Source organism: Natronolimnobius sp. AArcel1, from assembly GCF_011043775.1.
Taxonomy (GTDB): domain Archaea; phylum Halobacteriota; class Halobacteria; order Halobacteriales; family Natrialbaceae; genus Natronolimnobius.
In genome coordinates this window covers 20,107-40,080 of the sequence record NZ_JAAKXY010000001.1, presented here as the reverse complement: position 1 = coordinate 40,080, position 19,974 = coordinate 20,107, and the positions used below count along the sequence as shown (strand labels likewise).

Here is a 19,974-nt window from a genome sequence, read left to right as displayed (position 1 = left end):
GAGACTCGTTGAAGAACACCTGGCACTCACTCATCGGATTTCGTCAGCGTCGCACTGGGTTATTTAGTCATCTACGCGAGAGAGTCGTCCAATGGTGCAACTCGACGTGCAGATTCTCCTCGCAGTGGGGGTGGTGGTGGGAATGGCCGGCGTCACCTGGGTCTATCAGGACGCTCGGAGTCGTGGCATCGAAAGCGCCGATATCTGGGCGATGGCGTTCTTCGCTGGCTTCGTTCTCGTGCCGGTGATCGGTGGTGTTGCCGTTTTGGTCTTCTACCGACGAAAACGCCCGCGCTCCGATGGACCCACGCAATCACAGTCGCCCGATTAGTTGTCCCCTCGAGGCTGGCCGAAGCGATTGCCACGAGGCAAACCCATACCCGCCACCAGCCCAACTAACCACGTATGAACCATCGACGACTCGGTTCGACCGGTCACACCGTCTCGGAAGTCGGCCTCGGCACCTGGAACATCGGCGGCAGTTGGGGCGATGTGAGCGACGAAACCGGCCGCGAAGTCGTCCGCACCGCCCTCGAGGCAGATATCGACTTCATCGACACCGCAGACGTTTACGGCGATGGGCGCAGCGAACGCCACATCGGCCACGTCCTCGAGGAAGAAGACGCTTATGACGACGTGTTCGTCGCGACCAAAGCAGGGCGACGTCTCGACCCCCACGAAGCGGAGCGCTACACCCACGAGAACCTCGAGGGATTCGTCGACCGGAGCCGCGACTACCTCGGGATGGAGACGCTCGATCTCCTGCAACTGCACTGTCCGCCGACCGAGGCGTACTACCAGCCAGAGACGTTCGAGGCGCTCGAGCAACTCAAAACAGACGGCAAAATCGCCCACGCGGGCGTCAGTGTCGAGAAGGTCGAAGAGGCGCTGAAAGCCATCGAGTACGATGTCGTCGAGACGGTTCAGATCATCTTCAATCCGTTCCGCCAGCGTCCGAACGAACTGTTCTTCGAGCAGGCCCGAAAGAATGATATCGGCGTTATCGTCCGCGTTCCCTACGCCTCCGGCTTGCTGACGGGCGCACTCGAGCGCGACCAGGAGTTCGCCGAAGACGACCACCGCAACTTCAACCGCGAGGGGGAGGCCTTCGACGTGGGCGAGACGTTCGCGGGCGTCCCCTACGAGACTGGCCACGACGCTGTCGACGCACTCGAGGCACACGTTCCCGAAAACCTCACAACCGCCGAGTTCACGCTGTGCTGGATTCTCGACCACGAGGCGGTCTCGAGCGTGATTCCGGGAACGACCTCGCCCGAGCACGTCCGTTCGAACGCGGCAGTATCGGACCTCGAGTCGCTTTCGAGTCAGGCCCACGGCGCGACCCAGGATGTCTACGAAGAATACGTCGCAGAGCACGTCCACCACCGCTGGTAGCTCGGTCCGCTGGAAACGTCTTCGTCGTCCATCTGCAGCGGTTAGGCAATGAATCACCAAGGTGGCGGTCTAATACGGCCGACCACGTCGTGTCAGTATGACCGTCATCGCCGAAATTTCGATTCAAGCCGACGAGTTTCTGCTCGGGCAGATCATCGCTGAACACCCCGGCATCTCCGTCGAACTCGAGCGCGTCGTCCCCGCCGAAAAGCGGATCATGCCCTACATCTGGGGGTATGGCTCCGACTTGCAGGCCTTCGAGAATACGATGTCCGACAGTCCAAACGTGCGGTCGATTACCGTCCTTGACGCGTACGACGACCGCGCGCTGTATAAGATCGAATGGGAGGATCCCGCCGAACAGCTCATTACCGGAATCACGGATTCAGAGGCATCGATTCTCGAGGCTCACAGCGATGACGAGTGGCTGTTTCGAATTCGATTCGACGACCACTCTGGGCTCGCCCAGTTCAACCAGTACTGTAACGCTCACGGCATTTCGTATCAACTCAATCGCGTCTCATCACTGAGCGACACGAATCGAGACGGCCACAAGTACGATCTGACCGACCCACAGTACGACGCACTCTCGCTCGCCGTCGAACAAGGCTACTTCAAAGTCCCGCGTGAGGTGACGTTCGAGGAACTGGCGACAGAACTCGACGTTTCGGTACAGGCGCTCTCAGAACGGGTTCGGCGCGGGGCCGACAAAGTGCTTCAGAGTGCTTTCGATCACCCCAATTCCCGAAACACTTAACACGGATATTCATCGAGACCAGTATAATCGACATAAAGGCCATGAGCAGCCCGGCGGTCGAGCTTTCGTGCTCACCTGTGAGTGGACGGCCATGGTTGAACAACTCCGACTCGAGCAGGCAGGGACACCTGCGTTTCTCGACACGCTCTATGAGCTGTTGGCCGATTCACGGCGGCGGGACGTATTGCAGTTCCTGTTGCAACACCGCAAGTCGGTGTCCGTCACGCGGTTAGCAGCCGAACTTGCGGCCGCTGAAGACGGTCTCAACCCGGCGCACGTGACTGTCGATCGGCAAAACGACGTGGAGCTTTTATTGACTCACGCTCATCTCCCGCTGCTCGCCGATACTGGCGTCATCCAGTGGGATCGTCACGCAGAACAGGTTACGCTCACGCCACTGCTCGAGCGACTGTCGATTACAGCCCCAATGGAGAACGGGCTGCTCGAGGTGACTCTGAGAACCCGTCCGAACACGTCCTAAATTACCACTCGAACTGGTCCGGATCGCGTGTCGCGAGCGCCGTCCGTACCGCAGCGACATTCTCGGGCACGTCGTGTACGCGAACGATATCTGCGCCGCGGTCCGCTGCCAGTGCGCTCGCCGCGACGGTTTCTGCAAGGCAGTCACCAGCCTCGCCGCCGACGTATCTGAACATCGACTTATGGGAGTGTCCAACGAGGATGGGACAGCCGAGTGCGCGAAACTCGCCGAGTCGGTCGAGCATTTCGAAGCTCTCGCGAGCGGACTTGCCAAAGCCAATACCGGGGTCGATGATGAGTCGGTCGCGGTCGACGCCAGCCTTCTCGGCCAGCAACACGCGCTCTGAGAGTTGGTCGATGACGTCCTCGACGACGTCATCGTAGGTCACGTCCTGGTCCGGCACGACGGGCGCGTTGATGCTGTGCATGACGATCAGGCCGGCGTCGTACTCGGCCGCGACAAAGCGCATTTCGGGGTCCTCGAGTCCGGAGACGTCGTTGATGATATCCGCGCCAGCCTCGAGTGCGGCCTCGGCGACGGCGGCTTTGCGGGTGTCAATCGAGATGTGGCTCTCGAGGTCGCGAATGCGTTCGATGACGGGGACGACGCGGTCGATTTCGTCCTGCGTCGAGACGGGGTCTGCGCCGGGACGCGTGGATTCGCCGCCGACATCGATCACGTCCACGCCGGCCTCGACCATCGATTCGGCTTGCGAGAGTGCAGCCTCGAGGGCGTCGTACTCGCCGCCGTCGTGGAAACTGTCGGGCGTGACGTTTAGAATGCCCATGACGGCGGTACGGTCGGTCCAGGGGTACTCGGGGTGGCTCGTCGACGCACCGACACCGGGCTGGCCGGTATCGAACGCGAGCGTTCGCTGCAACTCTCGTGCGACCTCATCGAGACCATCCGAGGCCGACTCGAGTGTGTCGACGAGGCGGTCGAACTGTGTGAGCGTGCCCATCAGGACAGCTTCGACGCGCTCGCCATCGTACTGGTGGTCGGCAATGGCACAGTCGCCGCCGACACGCAGCAGTTCCTCCTGCAATCGGTCTGCCTGTCGGGGCTGCAGCGTCGTTTTCACAACACGGTGGACGCCGTCGCCCTCGAGTCGCCGGGCGGTCGCTGGCGTCACATCCGCGTCCTCGAGCGTCTCGCGAGCCTCCGAGCGGTCGCGAATGCGTTTCGACACGTCCGTTCGCGTCCAGCGCGAGCGGGCTTCGGCGACCGCAAACAACGACCCAGTGACGAGCACGCAGTCAGCCGCCCCGGCGTCCGAGAGCGCGGTCTCGAGCGCGTCGACAACGGCCGATTCCGTTTGGACGGTCGAAACGCCCGCGTCGTCGAACACGTCAGCGAGAACGGCCGGGTTTTCGGCGCGCTCGAGAGACGGCGCTGCTGCGATAACGCTGTCTGGCGTTGGCAGGGCGTCGGCCATCGCCCGGTGGTCTTTGTCGTGCATCGCGCCAAAGACGAGCGTGAGATTTTCGTATTCATACTGCTCGAGCGTCGCACTGAGTTGTTCGCAGGCACCCGGATTGTGTGCGCCATCGAGGACGACCAGCGGGTCGGTCCCCATCACTTCGAACCGGCCGGGCCAGTGGGCATTTCGCAGTCCACGGGCGATTTCGGCGCTCGAGGCAGCTGCGACCTGTCGGGCGAGTGCTGCGGCGATGCCGGCGTTTTCGGCCTGGTGTGCGCCCGGTAGCGGAATCTGCGTCTCGAGGTCCCAGTCATCGGCCGTGATCGAGACTCCCGCTTCGGCGTGATTCGCCAACCCGTCGTAGGTGACGCAAACGTCGGGTCGTGTTCGGTCGTTCGCTTCGGTTCCCTCGCTTGCAGAACCGACCGTTACCACCTCGCCAGCCACGTCGCGAATTGCCTCGAGTGGGGACCCCGTGACGCCGGTCACCAACGGCGCGTCTGCGGGGGCAACGTGGGCCTTATCCCGCGCGATTTCCTCGACTGTCTCACCCAGAATTCCTGTGTGTTCTAAGGTAACGCTCGTCACTGCGCTCGCAATCGGATCGACGACACTCGTGGCGTCGAACTTGCCGCCGATACCGACCTCGAGGACGGCTACGTCGACGTTCTCGCGGTCGAAGTGCCACAGCGCCATGGCTGTCATCGCCTCGAAGAAAGTCGGTGACTCGCCATCGGCAGCCCGCTCCGTCAAATACTCCTGAATGGCTGTGACGTACGCACAAACAGCCGAACGTGGAATTTTGCGTCCATCAACCCGTACCCGCTCGCGTAGATCCTCGAGATGCGGCGAGGTGTACAGTCCCACCGAGAGCCCCGCCTCGCGAAGCGTTCGCTCGAGCATCCGTGCCGTACTTCCCTTCCCGTTCGAGCCGGCAACCTGCACGAAATCGACGCCATCGTGGGGGTCCTCGAGGTGGGCGAGAAGTCGGGCCGTCGACTCCGTGCCCGGTTTCGGACCGAACCGCCGTAGCCCGAAGAGCGCGTCCGCCGCCTCGTGATACTCCATATCCGAACCACAGAGTCCGCGCGCTTAGGGATGTCGGACTCGAGTCCGCCCGCACTGTCTCCCCTATGCGGCGTTGTGGTCAGTGAACCGGCCACCGTCCCAGCCTCGCAGCCGCGACCGGAGCAGAGCCTCGAGCGCCCACGCGAGAGCGAGGACGACTGCGTAGGGTCCGAACAGGAGGATGTGGACCGGGCTGTCGGTGGTGACGAACACCTCGTAGATCAGCAGATATGGAACGGGTACGAACAGCATGGTTGGGAGGACCATGCCTCGAGCGAGCAACGCTGCGAGGGGGACTGCGGCGACAGCGGTCGCGAGAACGGCGATGGCCAGCGCCGTTTCGAGGTGTGGCAAACCGGATCGAATCGTCAACAGCATCGTTGCGACGCCGACCAGTGCACCGAAACCGACGACGGTGCGTGCGAGGTCCGCTCGCGACAGCGGCAGGTCGGGAAGGTTTCGGAGAGACTGCTCGCCGAGCCCGTAGCCGCGTCGAATGCCAAACTCGAGGACGCCGACGAACAACGCGAGCGCGAGCCAGACGTACCACGTGTTGGCGTAGCTGGCAACGTGAGTCGGACCCTCGACGATGACGTGCCCATCCAGTTCGCCCCAGTCAGGCATCGGCGTCGTCAGTTCGTAGTACGCGGTGCCCGCCAGTGCCGCGATCCAGCCGAGTGCGGGCGTAAGCAATCGCGTGTACGCCGAAGCGAACACCGCAGTCGCGCCGACTGCGAACAGCGCCACCGCGAGGACGGCGATATCGCCAGTCGACTCGAGGATGGGGTACGCCGCGCGGACGTAGAGCGTGAACACGACGGCGACGTTTACGAGCCCGCCGACGGCGGCGAGCGCGAGCGTCGTCGCGGTGGGCCGAGACCAGTACATAGTAAATATGACAGCACACCACTATTTATGCATACCTCCAAAAATAGAAACAGAATTGATAGTACGCGGCCTTACTCAGGCGACGCTTCCGCCGACCGCCTCGAGGCTTCCTCGCCGTGTTCCTGCGTGACTTCGAGGAAGGCATCCTCGAGACTGCGGGCTTCGCCGGTTTCAGCGCGGGATTTGAGGGTTTCGGGGTCGCCCTGTGCGACGAGTTCGCCGCCGTGGAGGACGCCGATTTCATCCGCCAGTTCGTCGACCACGGGGAGGATGTGCGTCGAGAGGAAGATGGTCATCTCCCGGTCGGCCAAATCGGCGATTGTCTCGCGCATCGTCCGTGCCGCACGCGGGTCGAGTCCGCTCGTCGGCTCGTCGAGGAAGGCAACGGCCGGCTCGTGCAACACCGCCTGAATCACGCCGACTTTCTGGCGCATCCCCTTCGAGTAGTCGCCGATGCGCTTGTCCGCATCCTCGAGCAGGCCAAAGCGCTCGAGCAGCGACTCGATGCGCTCGCTTGCATCCTCGGCTGGCAGATCACGCAGTCCGGCGACGTACTCGAGTTGCTCGCGCCCGGAGAGTTCGTCGTAGATCGGCGGCTCCTCAGGGAGATAGCCAATGTGGGGCGTGACAGCCTCGCGGTCAGTGATCGGGTGGCCGGCGACGCGGGCCGTCCCCGAAGTGGGCTGGGTGAGCGTCGTCAGCATCCGCATCGTCGTCGTCTTTCCTGCGCCGTTCGGGCCGAGAAAGCCGTAGACGGTTCCACGGTCGACCTCGAGTGAGAGTCCAGAAACGGCAGTGGTCTCGCCGTATTGCTTCGTGAGGTCGGCAGTCTCGATCACGGTTGTCCCAGCGCTGGACGGCGGTCCTGACGGCGCTGCAGGCGACGACGGAGACGGAACCATACCCTCCGTTGCGCTCGCATCCAGTTAAATCCATGACACCGTTGTCAGGCTCGGATGCAGCCTCGAGTGCGGACAGTCTGGGACCCCAAACGAAAGCGATTAGCGAACGACGGTCACGCCGTCGCGAGTCGCAAGAAACAGCCCGTCAGCGGTCACCGCGGGTGCGCCAACAATCGTCTGTGCTGCCGACCAGCGATGAGAGCCGTCGTCTCGGTCGACGATCACGATACCGTCACGACCGGCGAGGATCATCGTCTCGTCGGTGATCAGCGGCGGGTAGCACGTCGACGGGTCGCCGACGAAGTCCTCGAGTGAGTCCTCGATATTTGCGGACCAGACCTGTTCGCCGTCGGTTTCGTCGTAGCCGTGTACCACGTCATCAGTGTGTGGGAGATACACTGTCCCGTCTTCGTCGTGCGATGGCGCACCGACCGTATCGGGGACGCTCGTTTGCCAGCGTTCTGTACCCGTCTCGAGGTCGTACGCTCTCAGTTGGGCCTCCCGAATTGACAGCGCTTTGGTCCCCTGACTAATGGAAACGAACGCACGCCCGTTGTGGATTGTGGGGCCACCGCGAATACCGCTTGGCGTCGGTTCTTTCCACTCGAGAGACCAATCAGCTGTATTGTAGGCAATGACACGGCCGGCCCCATAGCCGGAACTAGCGACGATATAGTCATCAGAAACGGCAAATCCGTACAGGATACCGGACTCACTGTCGTGAACGCATCCATCTAAAGAACCGGTCTGTGGATCAATCCGACAGAGACTATCCGGGTGGTAGATCGTGTCTCGGTTGCCGATCAGGGCACCACCACGTATCGACGTTGTGTCTTCCCACACTGTCGATCCATCGAGAATGTCAATACGACAACGACGGTCCTTCGTTTGGAGAATCACAGAATCACAGACAGCGAGCGGCGTCGACGTGTGCTGGAACTCGCTCGTTCGAATCGGTTCGTCCTGCTCTCGAAGGACGTGGTTAAATCGCCAGAGCAACCGTCCGTCAGTTGGATCGACAGCGAGTGGTTCGTGGTCCCAATCAAGAGTCGTCAGACAGACAGCGTCTTCAGTAACCGCAACACCGGGCGTTACTCGTGTTGACCGTTGCGGAATCGACAGCGGCTCAGAAAACTCAAAAATGGTTGTGTCGTCATATGGCGGCTCAACTGAGACGTGATTGCGCCCCGTCTGTGCCATATTCCCTCGATAGCACGGCCACGCTGTGGACTCGAGAGGGCAGTTCTCGAGTACAGTCCCTTCGGCGTCAGTGGACGTTGTACCATCGCTGCTAGTAGTCTCAGAATCGACGACCGGAAGGCTACAGCCGGCAAATAATACCATCGATCCTGTACCCAAGACCGTCCTAAGTTTCATTTTATTGTATAATTCACAGTGACACATAAGCGTTTTATTCTGTTTCTCTGCCCTGAATCAGTGTCCGCAGCCCTGTTCGTCCACGCAGGTCGAAGGGATCCAGTCAGAACCACGCTGCCTTGAGCACACGCCAGCAGATGAATCGCAGGTTCTGAGTGTGACAACGGTCCAAACGGTTTACGTAGCAGGCGGTCTGATATCAGATATGAAAATGCCGGGAGAGAACGTTGTTCGTGGCGGTGAGACCCAGTGACGAACGCGGCTCTCAGCATCGCCGGGATGGAGTGTCGCCGGACGATTCGTGCGGTCACCGGCGACCGGACGAAGATTCTCGTCATGGCTGCCATCGGCGTCTTCGCGTTCGGACCGTTGACGGTCGTTGCGCTGCTGTTGCTCCCGGAACTCGGCGAGGAGGTCGCAGCGGGGGCCGTCGATTCGGAGATGGCGTCGATGATCCTCGAGATCGTCCCAGGCGTCGTTGCCGTAGTCTGGCTTTTTGCGGTTCTCATGGCTGCGATTCGGACGGTGACGACGGCGGCGAAGATCGACAAGCCCGCCTGTCTGCTCATTTCGACGCGGCTCCGGAACGTCGTCGTCGGCGTGGTTGGCGCGGAAATCGTGCTCTTTTCACTGTGGGTCGTCCCGCCCGCGGTGGTCCTGTCGTCAGCTTTCGCCTCCGGCACTGGGACGATCCTCCCCGTCGTCATCGCCCCGCTCGTGGTGGTCCTGCTTCTCGTAACCGCAGTCCCGGTCGGCTTCGTCATCGGCGTCTGCTTCCGGCACCTGATCACCGTCTACGAACCGATTGCCCGCTATCGCACCCCGCTGCTTGCCCTGCTTGCTCTTGCGTACTTCGGCTCGATTGCAACCGGCTGGTTCAATGAGATCACGGCCGTCCTCTTTGATTTGCTCGGTGATGGCCCGCTCGGTTGGCCCGGCCACCTGTTGTTGGTTGCCATTCCGGGAATCTCTCCCTCGAGTACGGCTGCAATCGGCGCGCTCGTCGCCACGGCGGTCGTCGCCCCGCTTGCCATTTTCGCTGGTGAGGCCGTCGCTCGCGTCCACTGGTATGCGGACCCGGCACGAACGGGTGACGAGACTGTTTCGGACGCGGACTCGTCGAACCGCCTCGCAGAACTACTCTCATACGGGCTCGCCCAGCCGACGCGGACCGTCGCAGTGACGGCGATTCGCCGGACAAAACGCGCGCCGATCCGACTGGCATACGTTGCCTATCCCCTGTTCGGCACGCTGTTTTTCGCCCAGGAGATCATCCAGACCGGGACGGTCCCGACGTATCTCGCTGTCCTGCTCTGTCTGTACGTCGTTTGGGGCGCGGGCGTGCTGTTCACGCTCAACCCGCTCGGCGACCTCGGCCAGGCGTTGTCAGCCGTCCTCACGTCGACGCTCTCCGGCACGGATGCAATCAGAGGGCGGATGATCGCCGGTTCGCTCGTCGGCGTCCCCGTCGCCATCATCGTCGCAATCGCGATGGGACTTGTGAGTCCGCTCTCACTCGAGGCGACGGGCGCGCTGGTCGTTGGTTCCGCCGTCGGCGCGCTCGTCACCCCAGGACTCGCGGCCGGCATCGGCTCCGTGTTTCCCCGCTTCGGGACCGTCAAGGTGACGAACAACAGCGAGGCAGTCATGCCGAGCAAGATGGCCTTTCTCGTCTACACAGTCGCGATCATGCTGCCTGCTGGTGCGGCGACCGTCCTCTATACCGACTCGGCGGCGTTGATCGCCGAGATCGCCACGATGACGGCGACGATCATCCCGCAGGTCGAAGCGACGTTCGAAGCAAGCACCGTCACGACGCTCTCGTGGACGATTCTCGTCATCGGGCTGATCGCGCCACCGGTCGCTTACCGCTACGCCGTCGAACGGTTCGACTGGTACCGACTCGAGTGAATTCCTACCCCCTTCCACTCGCCGCTTCCCGATTTGTTTTACCCGTTGCTTGCCAATCCTCGAGGGAGTATGGAGTACACGACACTCGGCAACACGGGGACAACGGTCTCGAAACTCTGTTTCGGCACCTGGCGATTCGCGATGGAAAGTGGCGGCGTCGTCGAGACGGACCGGACGGCGGCTCACGACTTGCTCGATACCGCCTGGGAGAACGGTGTCAACTTCATCGACACCGCGAACGTCTACGGCAATCCAAACGGCACCAGCGAGGAGTGGATCGGTGAGTGGCTCGAGGACCACGACCGCGAGGACTTCGTCATCGCCTCGAAGGTCTACTTCCCCTTTGACGGCTGGGGTGAGCCCGGGCCGAACGACTCCGGCCTCGGACGTAAGCACATCCGCGCCCAGATCGAGGGCACCTTAGAACGCCTCGGCACCGACTATCTCGATGTCTATTACATCCACCGCTGGGACGAGAACACGCCGATTCGCGAAACGCTCTCGGAACTTACCCAACTCGTCCGCGAGGGCAAAGTTCGCTACCTCGGTGCGTCCACGATGGCTGCCTGGCAGCTGACGAAGGCGCTCTGGCAAAGCGACGTGAACGGCCTCGAGCGCTTCGACGTGACCCAGCCGATGGTCAACGCAGTCCAGTACGACGAGGTCAACGACTACCTCGAGGTCTGTGCCGATCAGGACCTCGCCGTCTGTCCCTACTCGCCGCTTGCGGGTGGCTTCCTCACCGGCAAGTACGAGCGCACTGACGGCGGCGGCGTCAAAGCGCCGAACGGTTCGCGGGGCAGTCTCGACGAGATGTTCGACGACTGGTACGTCTCGGACCAGGCGTGGGACGTGCTCGAGGCAGTCGAGAGCGTCGCCGACGAACTCGACGCCTCACCGGCACAGGTGTCGCTGCGCTGGCTGATGGACCAGCCGGACTATACGTGCGTCCCAATCGTCGGCGCGCGAAAACCAACCCAACTCGAGGAGAACGTCGGCGCGGTCGAACTCGACCTGAGCAACGACCAGTTCGAGCGCATCGCGGCGGCTCGAGCGCTCGAGGAGTAAGCGTCAGTGGGGAGTGGGTGAAATCGGCCGTTTCGGTACGAATGTCGCGACCATCCCGAAGGCGGACTGCCCCCTGATCATGAACATATTTATTTCTGTGATTTGATCGTTTGGCTATGTCTCCACCGCAGCCGACTGCAGTCGATCTCTACCGATACGGGATCCTCGTCCTCGTTTTCGTGGGTTTCGTGATCCTCTTCGGGTTGTTATATGGGATCAATTTCCTCGTCACCGCAGGACTCGTACTGGATGGAATACTGGTCGGTGCCGTACTCGCCTTCGTCTATCTGCTCTATCGACTGGTGCAGGCGATTGAGCGGATCGCGGAGAAAATGTAGCAAATCTTTCAGGTTCGTTCCTCGAGCGGGCCGTCACCGTCGCTGTAACCTGTACGGTATCGGCACCGTTACCGCCCCCATTACTCGAGGAACGATTCAGGATCCGTCTCGTACAGTTCCCACATCGTCACCTCGGCATTTCGGATCTCATCCGCGCGCGGGTGGTCGTCACTCGTCAGGTCGCTCCACTCGAGTACACCGGGGAAAATGAGCGGAATCGTGTACGTCGGAAGCTCATCCCAGTCGGGAGTCTCGCTGATGACCTCCTGAGCGATGAGTTCGGTCGTCCCGCTGGCGTGCTCCTCGCCCTGATACGTTGGCTTGACGCCCAGCCCGAGTTTGTACGGGTAGGCCACCCAGTGCCAGCGCTTGCCCGCGCCGTGGTGGATCGCTGGCGACCACGTGTAGACGCCGCCGGGCTCGAGTTGTGTCGTGTCTGTGGGGTAGTCAGTTTCTAAGTCCCGCCACATCTCGACGGTCCACGTTCCGGCATCCTTGTCGTAGACCCCATCCGCCTGCCAGTCAGCGGCGCTCCCGTGGGGTTCCTGCAGGGGCCGGCGCGGGATCATCGCGCCCTCCCACTCGGCGACCTCGGGATCGAACGGGACCGCATCCTCGAGTTCGAGAGCATAGGTGCCGTCCTGTTGATCCGGGAATTCGCCGGTTCGAATTTCGGCATAATCGAGCGCCCCACCCTCGAGCACCTCGGGATCCCACATGTACTCGGGGCCGTCCTCGGGGTCCCACGCCTGCGTCGTGTACGTGTTTCGCCCCTGGTCGCCATGGCGGTAGTCCAGTACGTGGTGGTCCGTGCCGTAGCCCTTTGGCTGGCTGCGGTGAGCGCGCCACATCGGCAGATCGAGAAAGACCCCGTCGGCCTTGAGCGCCTCGAGTTCCGCCCCCGAGCGCACGTCGCGCCAGTCGTTTTCCCACCACTCGCCGCCGCAGGCTTGTGGAATGTACTTTCGGATATCGGTCTTCTCGAGGCCGTCGTCTCCGAAGTGGTCGTGGGCTCGAACGGCCTGTTCGGAGACCTCACTCGGCAATGACCGCATGCCGGTGTGAACGGTGAGCCAGCCGCCGAACTCCTCGAAGCCGCGCACGGAGCCGTCATCGAGCAGGAAGCTCACGCGATCTTCGTAAAATCCAGTGTGGTCGTGGTCGTCACCGGCGGCCATCCACGGGGAGGGATCGCCGAACTGGGTCCATTCGCCGTTGTGGTAGACCAGCATGTCGTGAATCCAGCCGCCGGGATTTGGCTGGTTCCACTGAAATCGGAAGTGAATCTGCTCCGCGGTATACGCGATCTGGGTCTGCAGTCGCTTCGTGTGTTCCTCGGGTCGCCAGTACTCCGTCATCCGTCCTCGAGACGCCGTCGTTCGACAATTGCTTCCATGGCAGTGAGTGCAGCCTTCGCCTCCTGACGGTTCGTCGCGAGTTCGGTCGTAATCTCGTCAGGAAGATCCAGATCCGTCGCCAACAACAGGAGGCGATCAAGCACTGTGATCTCGAATCGCTCGTTCATCATCCCCGTACTGAGAACATCCAGATCCCGAAGCTCCGGCGGGACGTCCGTGGAGACGATTTCGTCCTTTTCGGTGAGGATACCTTCCATGACCGGACTCCCCTCGGCTTCCGGCGGTTCGTCTAACTCCTCGAATATCCGTTCGATCCGGTGAATCTGCTCGACCGTATCCGCTTCGTGATCCGTAAACAGCGCCGCGACATCGTCGGTCGCCGCGGCCGCCGCGAGATCCGCGTGCAAGTCGAGAATCTCGAGTTCGGCGTGATAGAGCTTCTGCAGTTCGCGTTCGAACATCTCGGTGGGTGTCGTGGTCGTCATTGAAGTAGCTCCTGTATCGTGTGTCGTGATCGGGGTCGTCTTCGCAATGCTGTCCCAGAATTGCTAGCGGCCCAAACGAGGCGGTGGCGTCTGAATAGCGTCATCACTCCTCGAGCAGTTGCCGCCGAATGTGTTCTTGCACCGCGCTCGTGTCGACGTCCTCGATCTCGAGTAACACCCTGAGTTCGGACGGCGAGAGGTCGTTGCCGGCCTCTAAATCCGCGAGCAGCGATTTGCGGGAGAACGCCATCGCGTCGACCTCGAGATCGACATTTTGGACCAGATAGCCGTCTTTCCGGCCTGCGCGATAGAGCGCTTCGGTGAGCAAGCGCTCTGCGAGCGGGTTCGAATCGGTGGCCGCGCCATCGTGCATGGCGTTGATTCCCGTACTCCGAAGCACGAACGCGAGCGCATCGCAGATGCCATCAGCAAGTGCACTGTCGTCAGTTACCTCTGTCTGGTCCGTCCCCGGCGTGCCGAACAGTTTCTCGAGTTCGTCCTCTTCTATATGCTCGAACAGTACCGAGAAATCAAGCAGCGAGTTCGAGACGCGTTCGCGGATATCCCGCCGGCGCTGGTAGCGCTGCTGCTTCGCGTGCTCGCCGTCGTAGCGTTTCTCACCAGTCAACCACCGCCGGTCTTCCGTCGTGAGCATCGCGTTCTTCCGGCCGGTCATAGTTCCCTATACTTTGAGGTCGAGGCCGCGAGGTAAATCGATACCGGTTGACTGTATTGGGTAATGTATATACCTTCGACCCATGATATGTGCGTATGACCAAACTGGCGTTCGTCTGCGTCGGAAACGCCGGTCGCAGTCAGCTCGCGACCGCGTTCGCCGAACAGGAACGGGCAAACCGGGGCCTCGAACACGCCGTTGAGATCGTCACCGGCGGTGTCGATCCGCGAGACCATGTCCACGATGACGTGCGTACAGTACTCGAGGAAGAGGGAATCGACATCGGCGACCGCGAACCGCGTCAAATAACGTCGGCAGACGTCGTCGACGCCGAATACGTCATCACAATGGGCTGTGCGCCCGCCGAGTTCGTCCCCGACGATTGGGACGGGGAGACGGAGACCTGGGACCTCGAGCATCCCGGCGGCGACGATCTGGACGCGACTCGAGCACAACGCGACGAGATTCAGCGCCGCGTACGCGCCCTGTTCGATCACCTCGAGACCACACACGAGTAACCATCTAAATCAGGACTATCAATGTCAAACGAAGAAGTCACGGTCGACACAGAGGAGACGAGCCCGCTAGATACGTTCAAGCAGTTCTTCTCGCTCCAGCGGGACGTTCTCATCCTGTCGCTGGCCATGTTCGCGTTCAGCTTGGGCTTCCAGATGACCAACCGATTCCTCGCGGAGTACCTCGAGTTACTCGGCGCAGGCGCACTCATCGTCGGTACGTTCGCCGCACTCGGGAATATCATCGGCGCTGTTTATCCCTACTACGGCGGCATCGTCTCCGACCGGGTCGGCTCTCGGTACGCATTGACCGTCTTCGGCTTTCTTTCGACGATTGGGTTTGGCATCTGGCTGGCCGCCTACTACATCGGCTCAATTGACCTCGGGATTATCGTCCTCGAGCCGTGGGTCTGGATTTTCGTCGGCCTGTTGCTGGCTCAGTGCTGGAAATCCTTCGGCATCGGCGGTCACTACGCAATCGTCAAGCAATCCACGGACCCGAGCCGGCTTGCGCAAGGATTCGCCAGCACGGAAACGTTCCGTCGAACCGCGTTTCTGATCGCGCCGCTGATCGTCACCGTACTGGTTGCAGACCAGTTCCTGCCCGGCTTCCTCTGGGTGCTCGTCATCGGGATCGTCTTCGCGTTTCTGGGGACGCTCATCCAGCACGTCATGTACGAGGCCGACGAGGATAGCGTCGGCAAGGAGTTCGAAGGGTTTGGCCAGATTGCGGACGACTTACGGGCGCTTCCGGGCCCGCTGCGACCTCTGTTGGTCGCGGATACGTTCGTTCGCTTCGCCAACGGGATGGTCTACATCTTCTTCATCTGGGTGATCACGCAGGAACTCGACATCGGGCTCGCGGTCACGCTCCCCGCAGTCGGCGCGGTTGATCTCGCACCCGCTGCCTTCTTCGGCCTCCTGCTCGGTGTCGAGATGTTCGTCGCGTTGCTCACCATGGCACCGGCTGCGAAACTCGCGGAGTCGATTGGGCTCAAACCGGTCGTCAACTTCGGCTTTTTCGTCTACGCTGCGTTCCCCGTACTGTTGATCTTCTCGCCCGCAAACGTCTGGGTCCTGATCGCCGTATTCGCCTTCTCCGGCCTCCGATTCGCTGGATTACCTGCTCACAAGGCGCTGATCGTCGGTCCCGCAGAACGGGGCGCTGGCGGTCGGGTAACCGGCTCGTACTACTTCGTTCGCGGTGCAATCGTGATTCCAAGCGGGTTCATCGGCGGCCTGCTCTGGGCGTACGCGACCCCAGAAATCGCGTTCACGGCCGCATCAGTTATCGGACTCATCGGCGTCGTCTACTTCGCCATCTTCGGCCAGGAGTTCGAGGCCTACCGCTAATCTCGAGCGGCCCTCGAGTTCACTGCGCTTCCGCAATCGCGTCGACGACTGCATCCGGGTCCGTCGGCTCGTCGACCACCTCGCCGTCGACGATAACTGTCGGCGTCCCCTCGACACCCTCCTCGTCGCCGTGCTCCCAGTCCGCCGCGAGTGTTGGGTAGTAGGTCTCGTTCTCGAGTGCGTTAGTCACGACCTCTGGGTCGACATCGACCTCATCTGCAAGCGCGGCGATTTCGTCGCCGCTGTCGGGGTCTGCCGCCATTACCGCTGCTTTGTACGCGAAAAACTCTCCGTTCGGATCGTCGTCGGTCCCCGTCTCGTCTTGAATTGCACGCGCGGCGTTTGCCATGGCGAGCGACGCGTCTGATGCCATCACAACGAAGTCGTGGTGGCGATACTCGATTTCGTCCTGGTCAATGTACTCGTCCTCGAGCACCGGAAACACGTCCGCCTGAAAGTCTTGACAGTGCGGACAGCCCATATCTTCGTAGACCTCGACCGTTACCGCCCCATCGCCACGCGTCGGCGTTGGCAGCTGCTGGTCTGGGTCAACATCCTCGAGTTCGTCAGGTATCGAGGCCTCGAGCAGCGAGGTACAGCCCGCTGTGGCGACGGTGACGGTGCCAACGGTCGTCGCGAGAAACGAACGGCGATTCATTGGCGGTGCTAGGGATTGCGGGCGGTTAGGAATATCGATGACGGCGATGACTGAGTAATACTCGAGCGTTAGACGAGGACGAGTGCGTCGACGAGGACGGCCACGAGAACGGCTCCGAGGAAGGCGTTCGAGGCGTGGAACGATCGGAACGCAGCGGCTTCGGTTTGCTCGAAGTGGAGCACAACAGCGGCCCAGAGGAAGATGCCGCCAAAGATGGCGACTGTCGCGGCGTAGAGCGCGCCGAGATCGGTGAGCCAGGCGAGTGCGACCGTAGAGACGAGCGTCGCGGCGAGATAGTAGATGATGTGTTTGCGGGTTTCGGTTTCGCCGCGAACAACCGGCATCATCGGGAAGCCGCCACGGGCGTAGTCGTCCTTGTACGCCAGTGCGAGGTTGTAAAAGTGCGCTGGTGTCCAGAGGAAAATGACGCCCGCGAGCGCGAGCGCGGGCATGCCGATTTCGTTCGTGACTGCAGCCCAGCCGATCAGCGCTGGCAGCGCACCCGCAAGTCCACCGAGAACCGTGTTCTGGACCGTATTCGGTTTCAGCAGGAGTGTGTAGACAACGCTGTAAAACAGGATGGCGGCGAGTCCGAGTGCTGCTGCCAGCATGTTGATCGTCGCGAACGCGCCGAGCGAGGCAACCGTCAGCAGGCCGCCGAACGCGAGTGCATGCGAGACCGGGATCAGGTCGTTCGCTAGCGGCCGGTCCGCAGTCCGAGACATCTTCTGGTCGACATCGCGCTCGAGGACGTGGTTGAACGTTCCGCTCGCACCGATTGCGAGGACGCCGCCGCCGAGCGTCGCGACGATGGTGTAGCGATCGAGTGTGGGGCCGGCAGCGAGTGCCATTCCTGCGGCGGCGACGAGACAGAGCAGCCACATCAGCCGCGGCTTCATCATCTTGAAATACGCAAAGGCGGTGAGGCGCGCTCGAGCGATGCCACCGGCGGGGAGAGGGCGCTTGCCCGCTGCGTCGGGAGTGGCTTCGATCGGCTCGGGTTCACCGCGCATGTCGATGGTATCGTTCTCGTCGCCGGTTGCACGTTCGAGATCCCAGGCGAGTGCGAGGACGATGCCGGTGAAGATGGCGACGCCGAGTCCGAGATGCAGTCCCGGCGTGACTGCGGCCGGGCCGAGCGTCGCGGTTGCCGCGCCGACGCCAATCTGGACGACGTAGAGCGCGCTCGAGGCGAACAGTGTTCGGCGCACGCGACTCGAGGCGTCGCCAAGAGCGCCAACGACGGCGGTTGCAGCGACGAGCAGGCCGACGACGACAGCGGTGAGGCGGTGGCCCCAGGCGATTGCGAGTTCGGTCTGACTGACTGGGTCAGTCGGTGCGTGACAGACTGGCCACGTCGAGCAGGCCGACGCGGCGTTTGTGATCGAGGTCGTCGCCCCGATGATCAATAAGAGATAGACGCCGAGTGCAGTCGCTGCAAGCAGTGCAGAAAAGCGTCGATGAGTCCGGATCGGCCGGGGGAACGGATCAGTTGCCACGGCTAGTCTTGTCTGGAAGGTTCGACTCTGTGTATTTATGATTCCCGCTTTTGACCCCCTGCTGGGAACGCTGGCTCGAGTCCTCTTCGATCTGTCACATTCCCATGTCCGCAGCAGCGTCCGGCACCGGCAGGTCGTGCGGTGACACGCCGAGTAGTTCTCCCACGTGATCGAGAGCCATGTCGAAGCCGTAGTAGCGCTCGAGTTCATCGCCCTCGGCGGTTGGACGTACCTTTAGCATGGCGTAGCCGTCGATGTTCTGGGCGATTGCTGCAGTGGCGCTGGCGCGGGCCGTTTCCGAATCGCCGGTTACAACGAACTTGAGGATGCGTTCGGACTCGGTTTCGTCGTAGGTCGCCGTAATGCCATCCTGTGTGGCGGTTTGCTCGCTTTCGGAGGATGTCTCGGTATCCGGCTCGTGCGTCGGATCGGTCATACGCACGTTCGGGAGTCCAGTACCGGGAAGGTGTCGGTTTCGGACGACCGTCGATGTGGGGACAGACCGACACCAATTTTGTATCCCCGCCGGGACTGGCTGTCGTGTGTCGCATGGCTTCGGACCCAGCGGATAACGGTGGTGCGGATCGACCCGGAAGCGACGCCACCGAACCGGTTGCGACGGTCCGACTCACGCGCCGCGTCGCCTGGCAGTGGCTCGCCGGCGCAACAGCCGCGTTTTTCGTTTCTGCGTACGCCTTCGCCGCCGTGCAGGCGATGATTCGTGGACGGCCTCTCGAGCCAATCGTCATCGCGGCCACGCCGACTGGCATCAATCGCGTACTCGTCATCTCGTTGGTGTTGATCGCGCTGGTCGTCGTCCTCCACGAGTTACTCCACGGCGTCTGCATGGCCGTCTACGGCGGGGAAACGACGTACGGTCTTGGCGTCTCCTACTTCGTCCTACCCTATGCCTACGCCGAGACCGACGCGAGTTTCACGCGCACACAGTTGCTCGTCATCTTGCTTGCGCCGCTGGTCGTTATCACGGCCGTTGGCCTGCTCGCGCTGGCTGTGGTCCCCTCGAGCATCCTGATCATCCCGCTCGCTGCGAACGTCGCCGGCTCCGTTGGCGACCTCTGGATGGCCGGCACCCTGTTGCAGTACCCCACGAACGTCCGTGTGAGTGATCCGCCGAGTGACGTGCAGGGGCTCTCGATCTACCCGCCTGCAGATAGCGACTCGAGCACCGACACAATTACCCGACGGCGCGGCTCGGTCGCCCTCGCTCGCGTCGTCATCGGTGCAGTTGGGACGCTCGCTGGCCTCATCGCTGTCGGCATCGTCGCCGTACTCGGCTCGCTCGCCGTCGGCTCTGGCGACGTGATTTTCGGCGCGTCTGAGGGGTTCTGGCTGCTCTTTCGCCACGAACGCCACGGCTCGAGTGCCTCACTCGAGGTTGGAACCTCACTCATCCTCGCGCTCGCAATGGCTGGCGGCATATTGTGGGCGCTCGTGGGGGCGACTCGAGACAGCATCACAGCAACGAAACCGTAACGCTCGAGCGCCTGCCCACTCGAGAGAGCCGTATGACCAAGTGGCTTCAGAGCGGGCGACGACGAGACATCTGTTTCCTGCTCGTCGCAAGCGAGGACGGTGAACTGCGTAGCCAGCAGTTGAAATCGCAACTCGAGGCCCACTACGACGAGCATATCGAACCGAAATCGTTCTACGGGACGCTCTCGGCGCTCGAGGATTCGGGCTTCGTCGAGAAACGGACCGCGGGACTGCACGATGTTTACGCGCTAACGGACGGCGGCGAACGGCGCGTTCGGGAGCATTATGAATGGGTTTGTGAGTGTCTCGAGGAGTAGCGAGGACGACTCGA

The 19,974-nt window shown here is 61.9% G+C and carries 21 protein-coding genes; 11 read left to right on the top strand and 10 right to left on the bottom strand.

The window, feature by feature from the left end; genetic code table 11:
• Window positions 1-91: 91 nt before the first annotated feature.
• From G6M89_RS00225 to G6M89_RS00210, 4 genes are all read left to right on the top strand, one after another.
• The gene (locus tag G6M89_RS00225) at window positions 92-331 is read left to right on the top strand and encodes a hypothetical protein (protein WP_165159728.1); all 240 of its coding nucleotides are present in this window, start codon (window positions 92-94) and stop codon (window positions 329-331) included.
• A 74-nt stretch (window positions 332-405) separates the two neighbouring features.
• Window positions 406-1,395, top strand: a complete 990-nt coding sequence (locus G6M89_RS00220; RefSeq protein ID WP_165159726.1) for an aldo/keto reductase — start codon at window positions 406-408, stop codon at window positions 1,393-1,395.
• A gap of 97 nt (window positions 1,396-1,492) precedes the next feature.
• Window positions 1,493-2,152 carry a helix-turn-helix domain-containing protein gene (locus G6M89_RS00215; RefSeq protein WP_165159724.1) on the top strand — a complete coding sequence of 220 codons (660 nt, stop codon included), beginning with the start codon at window positions 1,493-1,495 and terminating at the stop codon, window positions 2,150-2,152.
• A gap of 91 nt (window positions 2,153-2,243) precedes the next feature.
• Entirely contained in the window at window positions 2,244-2,633 is a 390-nt protein-coding gene (locus G6M89_RS00210) for a hypothetical protein (RefSeq protein WP_165159722.1), read from the top strand.
• 1 nt (window position 2,634) lies between these two features.
• Here the strand turns inward: G6M89_RS00210 and folP are convergent, their stop codons facing one another.
• The 4 genes from folP to G6M89_RS00190 all read right to left on the bottom strand — a co-directional run bounded on the left by folP (window position 2,635) and on the right by G6M89_RS00190 (window position 8,288).
• Entirely contained in the window at window positions 2,635-5,121 is a 2,487-nt protein-coding gene (gene folP, locus G6M89_RS00205) for a dihydropteroate synthase (protein WP_165159720.1), read from the bottom strand.
• Window positions 5,122-5,184: 63 nt separating this feature from the next.
• The gene (locus G6M89_RS00200) at window positions 5,185-6,009 is read right to left on the bottom strand and encodes a hypothetical protein (protein ID WP_165159718.1); all 825 of its coding nucleotides are present in this window, start codon (window positions 6,007-6,009) and stop codon (window positions 5,185-5,187) included.
• A 71-nt stretch (window positions 6,010-6,080) separates the two neighbouring features.
• On the bottom strand, window positions 6,081-6,911 hold the full coding sequence (locus G6M89_RS00195) for an ABC transporter ATP-binding protein (RefSeq protein WP_165159716.1): 831 nt from the start codon (window positions 6,909-6,911) through the stop codon (window positions 6,081-6,083).
• A gap of 99 nt (window positions 6,912-7,010) precedes the next feature.
• Window positions 7,011-8,288: a PQQ-binding-like beta-propeller repeat protein gene (locus G6M89_RS00190; RefSeq protein ID WP_165159714.1), complete on the bottom strand. Its 1,278-nt coding sequence runs from the start codon at window positions 8,286-8,288 to the stop codon at window positions 7,011-7,013.
• A 249-nt stretch (window positions 8,289-8,537) separates the two neighbouring features.
• On the opposite strand from G6M89_RS00190, the gene G6M89_RS00185 reads away from it, so the two are divergent.
• The 3 genes from G6M89_RS00185 to G6M89_RS00175 all read left to right on the top strand — a co-directional run bounded on the left by G6M89_RS00185 (window position 8,538) and on the right by G6M89_RS00175 (window position 11,605).
• Entirely contained in the window at window positions 8,538-10,199 is a 1,662-nt protein-coding gene (locus G6M89_RS00185; RefSeq protein WP_165159712.1) for a hypothetical protein, read from the top strand.
• Between the two features lie 69 nt (window positions 10,200-10,268).
• Window positions 10,269-11,267 carry an aldo/keto reductase gene (locus tag G6M89_RS00180; protein WP_165159710.1) on the top strand — a complete coding sequence of 333 codons (999 nt, stop codon included), beginning with the start codon at window positions 10,269-10,271 and terminating at the stop codon, window positions 11,265-11,267.
• 116 nt (window positions 11,268-11,383) lie between these two features.
• Window positions 11,384-11,605, top strand: a complete 222-nt coding sequence (locus G6M89_RS00175; protein WP_165159708.1) for a hypothetical protein — start codon at window positions 11,384-11,386, stop codon at window positions 11,603-11,605.
• 80 nt (window positions 11,606-11,685) lie between these two features.
• On the opposite strand, the gene G6M89_RS00170 is transcribed toward G6M89_RS00175, so the two are convergent.
• From G6M89_RS00170 to G6M89_RS00160, 3 genes are all read right to left on the bottom strand, one after another.
• Complete coding sequence (locus G6M89_RS00170; RefSeq protein ID WP_165159706.1) at window positions 11,686-12,963, bottom strand: ethylbenzene dehydrogenase-related protein; 1,278 nt, start codon at window positions 12,961-12,963, stop codon at window positions 11,686-11,688.
• Complete coding sequence (locus tag G6M89_RS00165) at window positions 12,960-13,448, bottom strand: DUF892 family protein (protein WP_165159704.1); 489 nt, start codon at window positions 13,446-13,448, stop codon at window positions 12,960-12,962. Before G6M89_RS00165 ends, G6M89_RS00170 begins: the two co-directional genes overlap by 4 nt.
• A 103-nt stretch (window positions 13,449-13,551) precedes the next feature.
• The gene (locus G6M89_RS00160; RefSeq protein WP_165159702.1) at window positions 13,552-14,124 is read right to left on the bottom strand and encodes a hypothetical protein; all 573 of its coding nucleotides are present in this window, start codon (window positions 14,122-14,124) and stop codon (window positions 13,552-13,554) included.
• Window positions 14,125-14,219: 95 nt separating this feature from the next.
• On the opposite strand from G6M89_RS00160, the gene G6M89_RS00155 reads away from it, so the two are divergent.
• Window positions 14,220-14,642: a low molecular weight phosphatase family protein gene (locus G6M89_RS00155; RefSeq protein WP_165159700.1), complete on the top strand. Its 423-nt coding sequence runs from the start codon at window positions 14,220-14,222 to the stop codon at window positions 14,640-14,642.
• A gap of 21 nt (window positions 14,643-14,663) precedes the next feature.
• Complete coding sequence (locus G6M89_RS00150) at window positions 14,664-15,992, top strand: MFS transporter (RefSeq protein WP_165159698.1); 1,329 nt, start codon at window positions 14,664-14,666, stop codon at window positions 15,990-15,992.
• Between the two features lie 19 nt (window positions 15,993-16,011).
• Here G6M89_RS00150 and G6M89_RS00145 read toward each other — a convergent pair whose 3' ends face one another.
• The 3 genes from G6M89_RS00145 to G6M89_RS00135 all read right to left on the bottom strand — a co-directional run bounded on the left by G6M89_RS00145 (window position 16,012) and on the right by G6M89_RS00135 (window position 18,585).
• Window positions 16,012-16,650 carry a thioredoxin domain-containing protein gene (locus G6M89_RS00145; protein ID WP_165159696.1) on the bottom strand — a complete coding sequence of 213 codons (639 nt, stop codon included), beginning with the start codon at window positions 16,648-16,650 and terminating at the stop codon, window positions 16,012-16,014.
• Window positions 16,651-16,718: 68 nt separating this feature from the next.
• Complete coding sequence (locus tag G6M89_RS00140; protein ID WP_165159694.1) at window positions 16,719-18,149, bottom strand: heme o synthase; 1,431 nt, start codon at window positions 18,147-18,149, stop codon at window positions 16,719-16,721.
• Between the two features lie 94 nt (window positions 18,150-18,243).
• Window positions 18,244-18,585, bottom strand: a complete 342-nt coding sequence (locus G6M89_RS00135) for a hypothetical protein (RefSeq protein WP_165159692.1) — start codon at window positions 18,583-18,585, stop codon at window positions 18,244-18,246.
• A gap of 113 nt (window positions 18,586-18,698) precedes the next feature.
• Between G6M89_RS00135 and G6M89_RS00130 the strand changes: the two genes are divergently transcribed.
• Window positions 18,699-19,643: a DUF3267 domain-containing protein gene (locus tag G6M89_RS00130; protein ID WP_165159690.1), complete on the top strand. Its 945-nt coding sequence runs from the start codon at window positions 18,699-18,701 to the stop codon at window positions 19,641-19,643.
• Between the two features lie 32 nt (window positions 19,644-19,675).
• Window positions 19,676-19,960 (top strand): PadR family transcriptional regulator, encoded by a 285-nt coding sequence (locus tag G6M89_RS00125; RefSeq protein ID WP_165159688.1) that lies wholly within the window; start codon window positions 19,676-19,678, stop codon window positions 19,958-19,960.
• Window positions 19,961-19,974: the final 14 nt, after the last annotated feature.

Coding starts and splice junctions, on each gene's coding strand:
- G6M89_RS00210 (WP_165159722.1), top strand. CDS start 2,244: ATGGTTGAACAACTCCGACTCGAGCAGGCAGGGACACCTGCGTTTCTC.
- G6M89_RS00175 (WP_165159708.1), top strand. CDS start 11,384: ATGTCTCCACCGCAGCCGACTGCAGTCGATCTCTACCGATACGGGATC.
- G6M89_RS00220 (WP_165159726.1), top strand. CDS start 406: ATGAACCATCGACGACTCGGTTCGACCGGTCACACCGTCTCGGAAGTC.
- G6M89_RS00200 (WP_165159718.1), bottom strand. CDS start 6,009: ATGTACTGGTCTCGGCCCACCGCGACGACGCTCGCGCTCGCCGCCGTC.
- G6M89_RS00135 (WP_165159692.1), bottom strand. CDS start 18,585: ATGACCGATCCGACGCACGAGCCGGATACCGAGACATCCTCCGAAAGC.
- G6M89_RS00150 (WP_165159698.1), top strand. CDS start 14,664: ATGTCAAACGAAGAAGTCACGGTCGACACAGAGGAGACGAGCCCGCTA.
- folP (WP_165159720.1), bottom strand. CDS start 5,121: ATGGAGTATCACGAGGCGGCGGACGCGCTCTTCGGGCTACGGCGGTTC.
- G6M89_RS00170 (WP_165159706.1), bottom strand. CDS start 12,963: ATGACGGAGTACTGGCGACCCGAGGAACACACGAAGCGACTGCAGACC.
- G6M89_RS00155 (WP_165159700.1), top strand. CDS start 14,220: ATGACCAAACTGGCGTTCGTCTGCGTCGGAAACGCCGGTCGCAGTCAG.
- G6M89_RS00190 (WP_165159714.1), bottom strand. CDS start 8,288: ATGAAACTTAGGACGGTCTTGGGTACAGGATCGATGGTATTATTTGCC.
- G6M89_RS00145 (WP_165159696.1), bottom strand. CDS start 16,650: ATGAATCGCCGTTCGTTTCTCGCGACGACCGTTGGCACCGTCACCGTC.
- G6M89_RS00165 (WP_165159704.1), bottom strand. CDS start 13,448: ATGACGACCACGACACCCACCGAGATGTTCGAACGCGAACTGCAGAAG.
- G6M89_RS00180 (WP_165159710.1), top strand. CDS start 10,269: ATGGAGTACACGACACTCGGCAACACGGGGACAACGGTCTCGAAACTC.
- G6M89_RS00160 (WP_165159702.1), bottom strand. CDS start 14,124: ATGACCGGCCGGAAGAACGCGATGCTCACGACGGAAGACCGGCGGTGG.
- G6M89_RS00195 (WP_165159716.1), bottom strand. CDS start 6,911: ATGGTTCCGTCTCCGTCGTCGCCTGCAGCGCCGTCAGGACCGCCGTCC.
- G6M89_RS00125 (WP_165159688.1), top strand. CDS start 19,676: ATGACCAAGTGGCTTCAGAGCGGGCGACGACGAGACATCTGTTTCCTG.
- G6M89_RS00130 (WP_165159690.1), top strand. CDS start 18,699: ATGGCTTCGGACCCAGCGGATAACGGTGGTGCGGATCGACCCGGAAGC.
- G6M89_RS00215 (WP_165159724.1), top strand. CDS start 1,493: ATGACCGTCATCGCCGAAATTTCGATTCAAGCCGACGAGTTTCTGCTC.
- G6M89_RS00225 (WP_165159728.1), top strand. CDS start 92: ATGGTGCAACTCGACGTGCAGATTCTCCTCGCAGTGGGGGTGGTGGTG.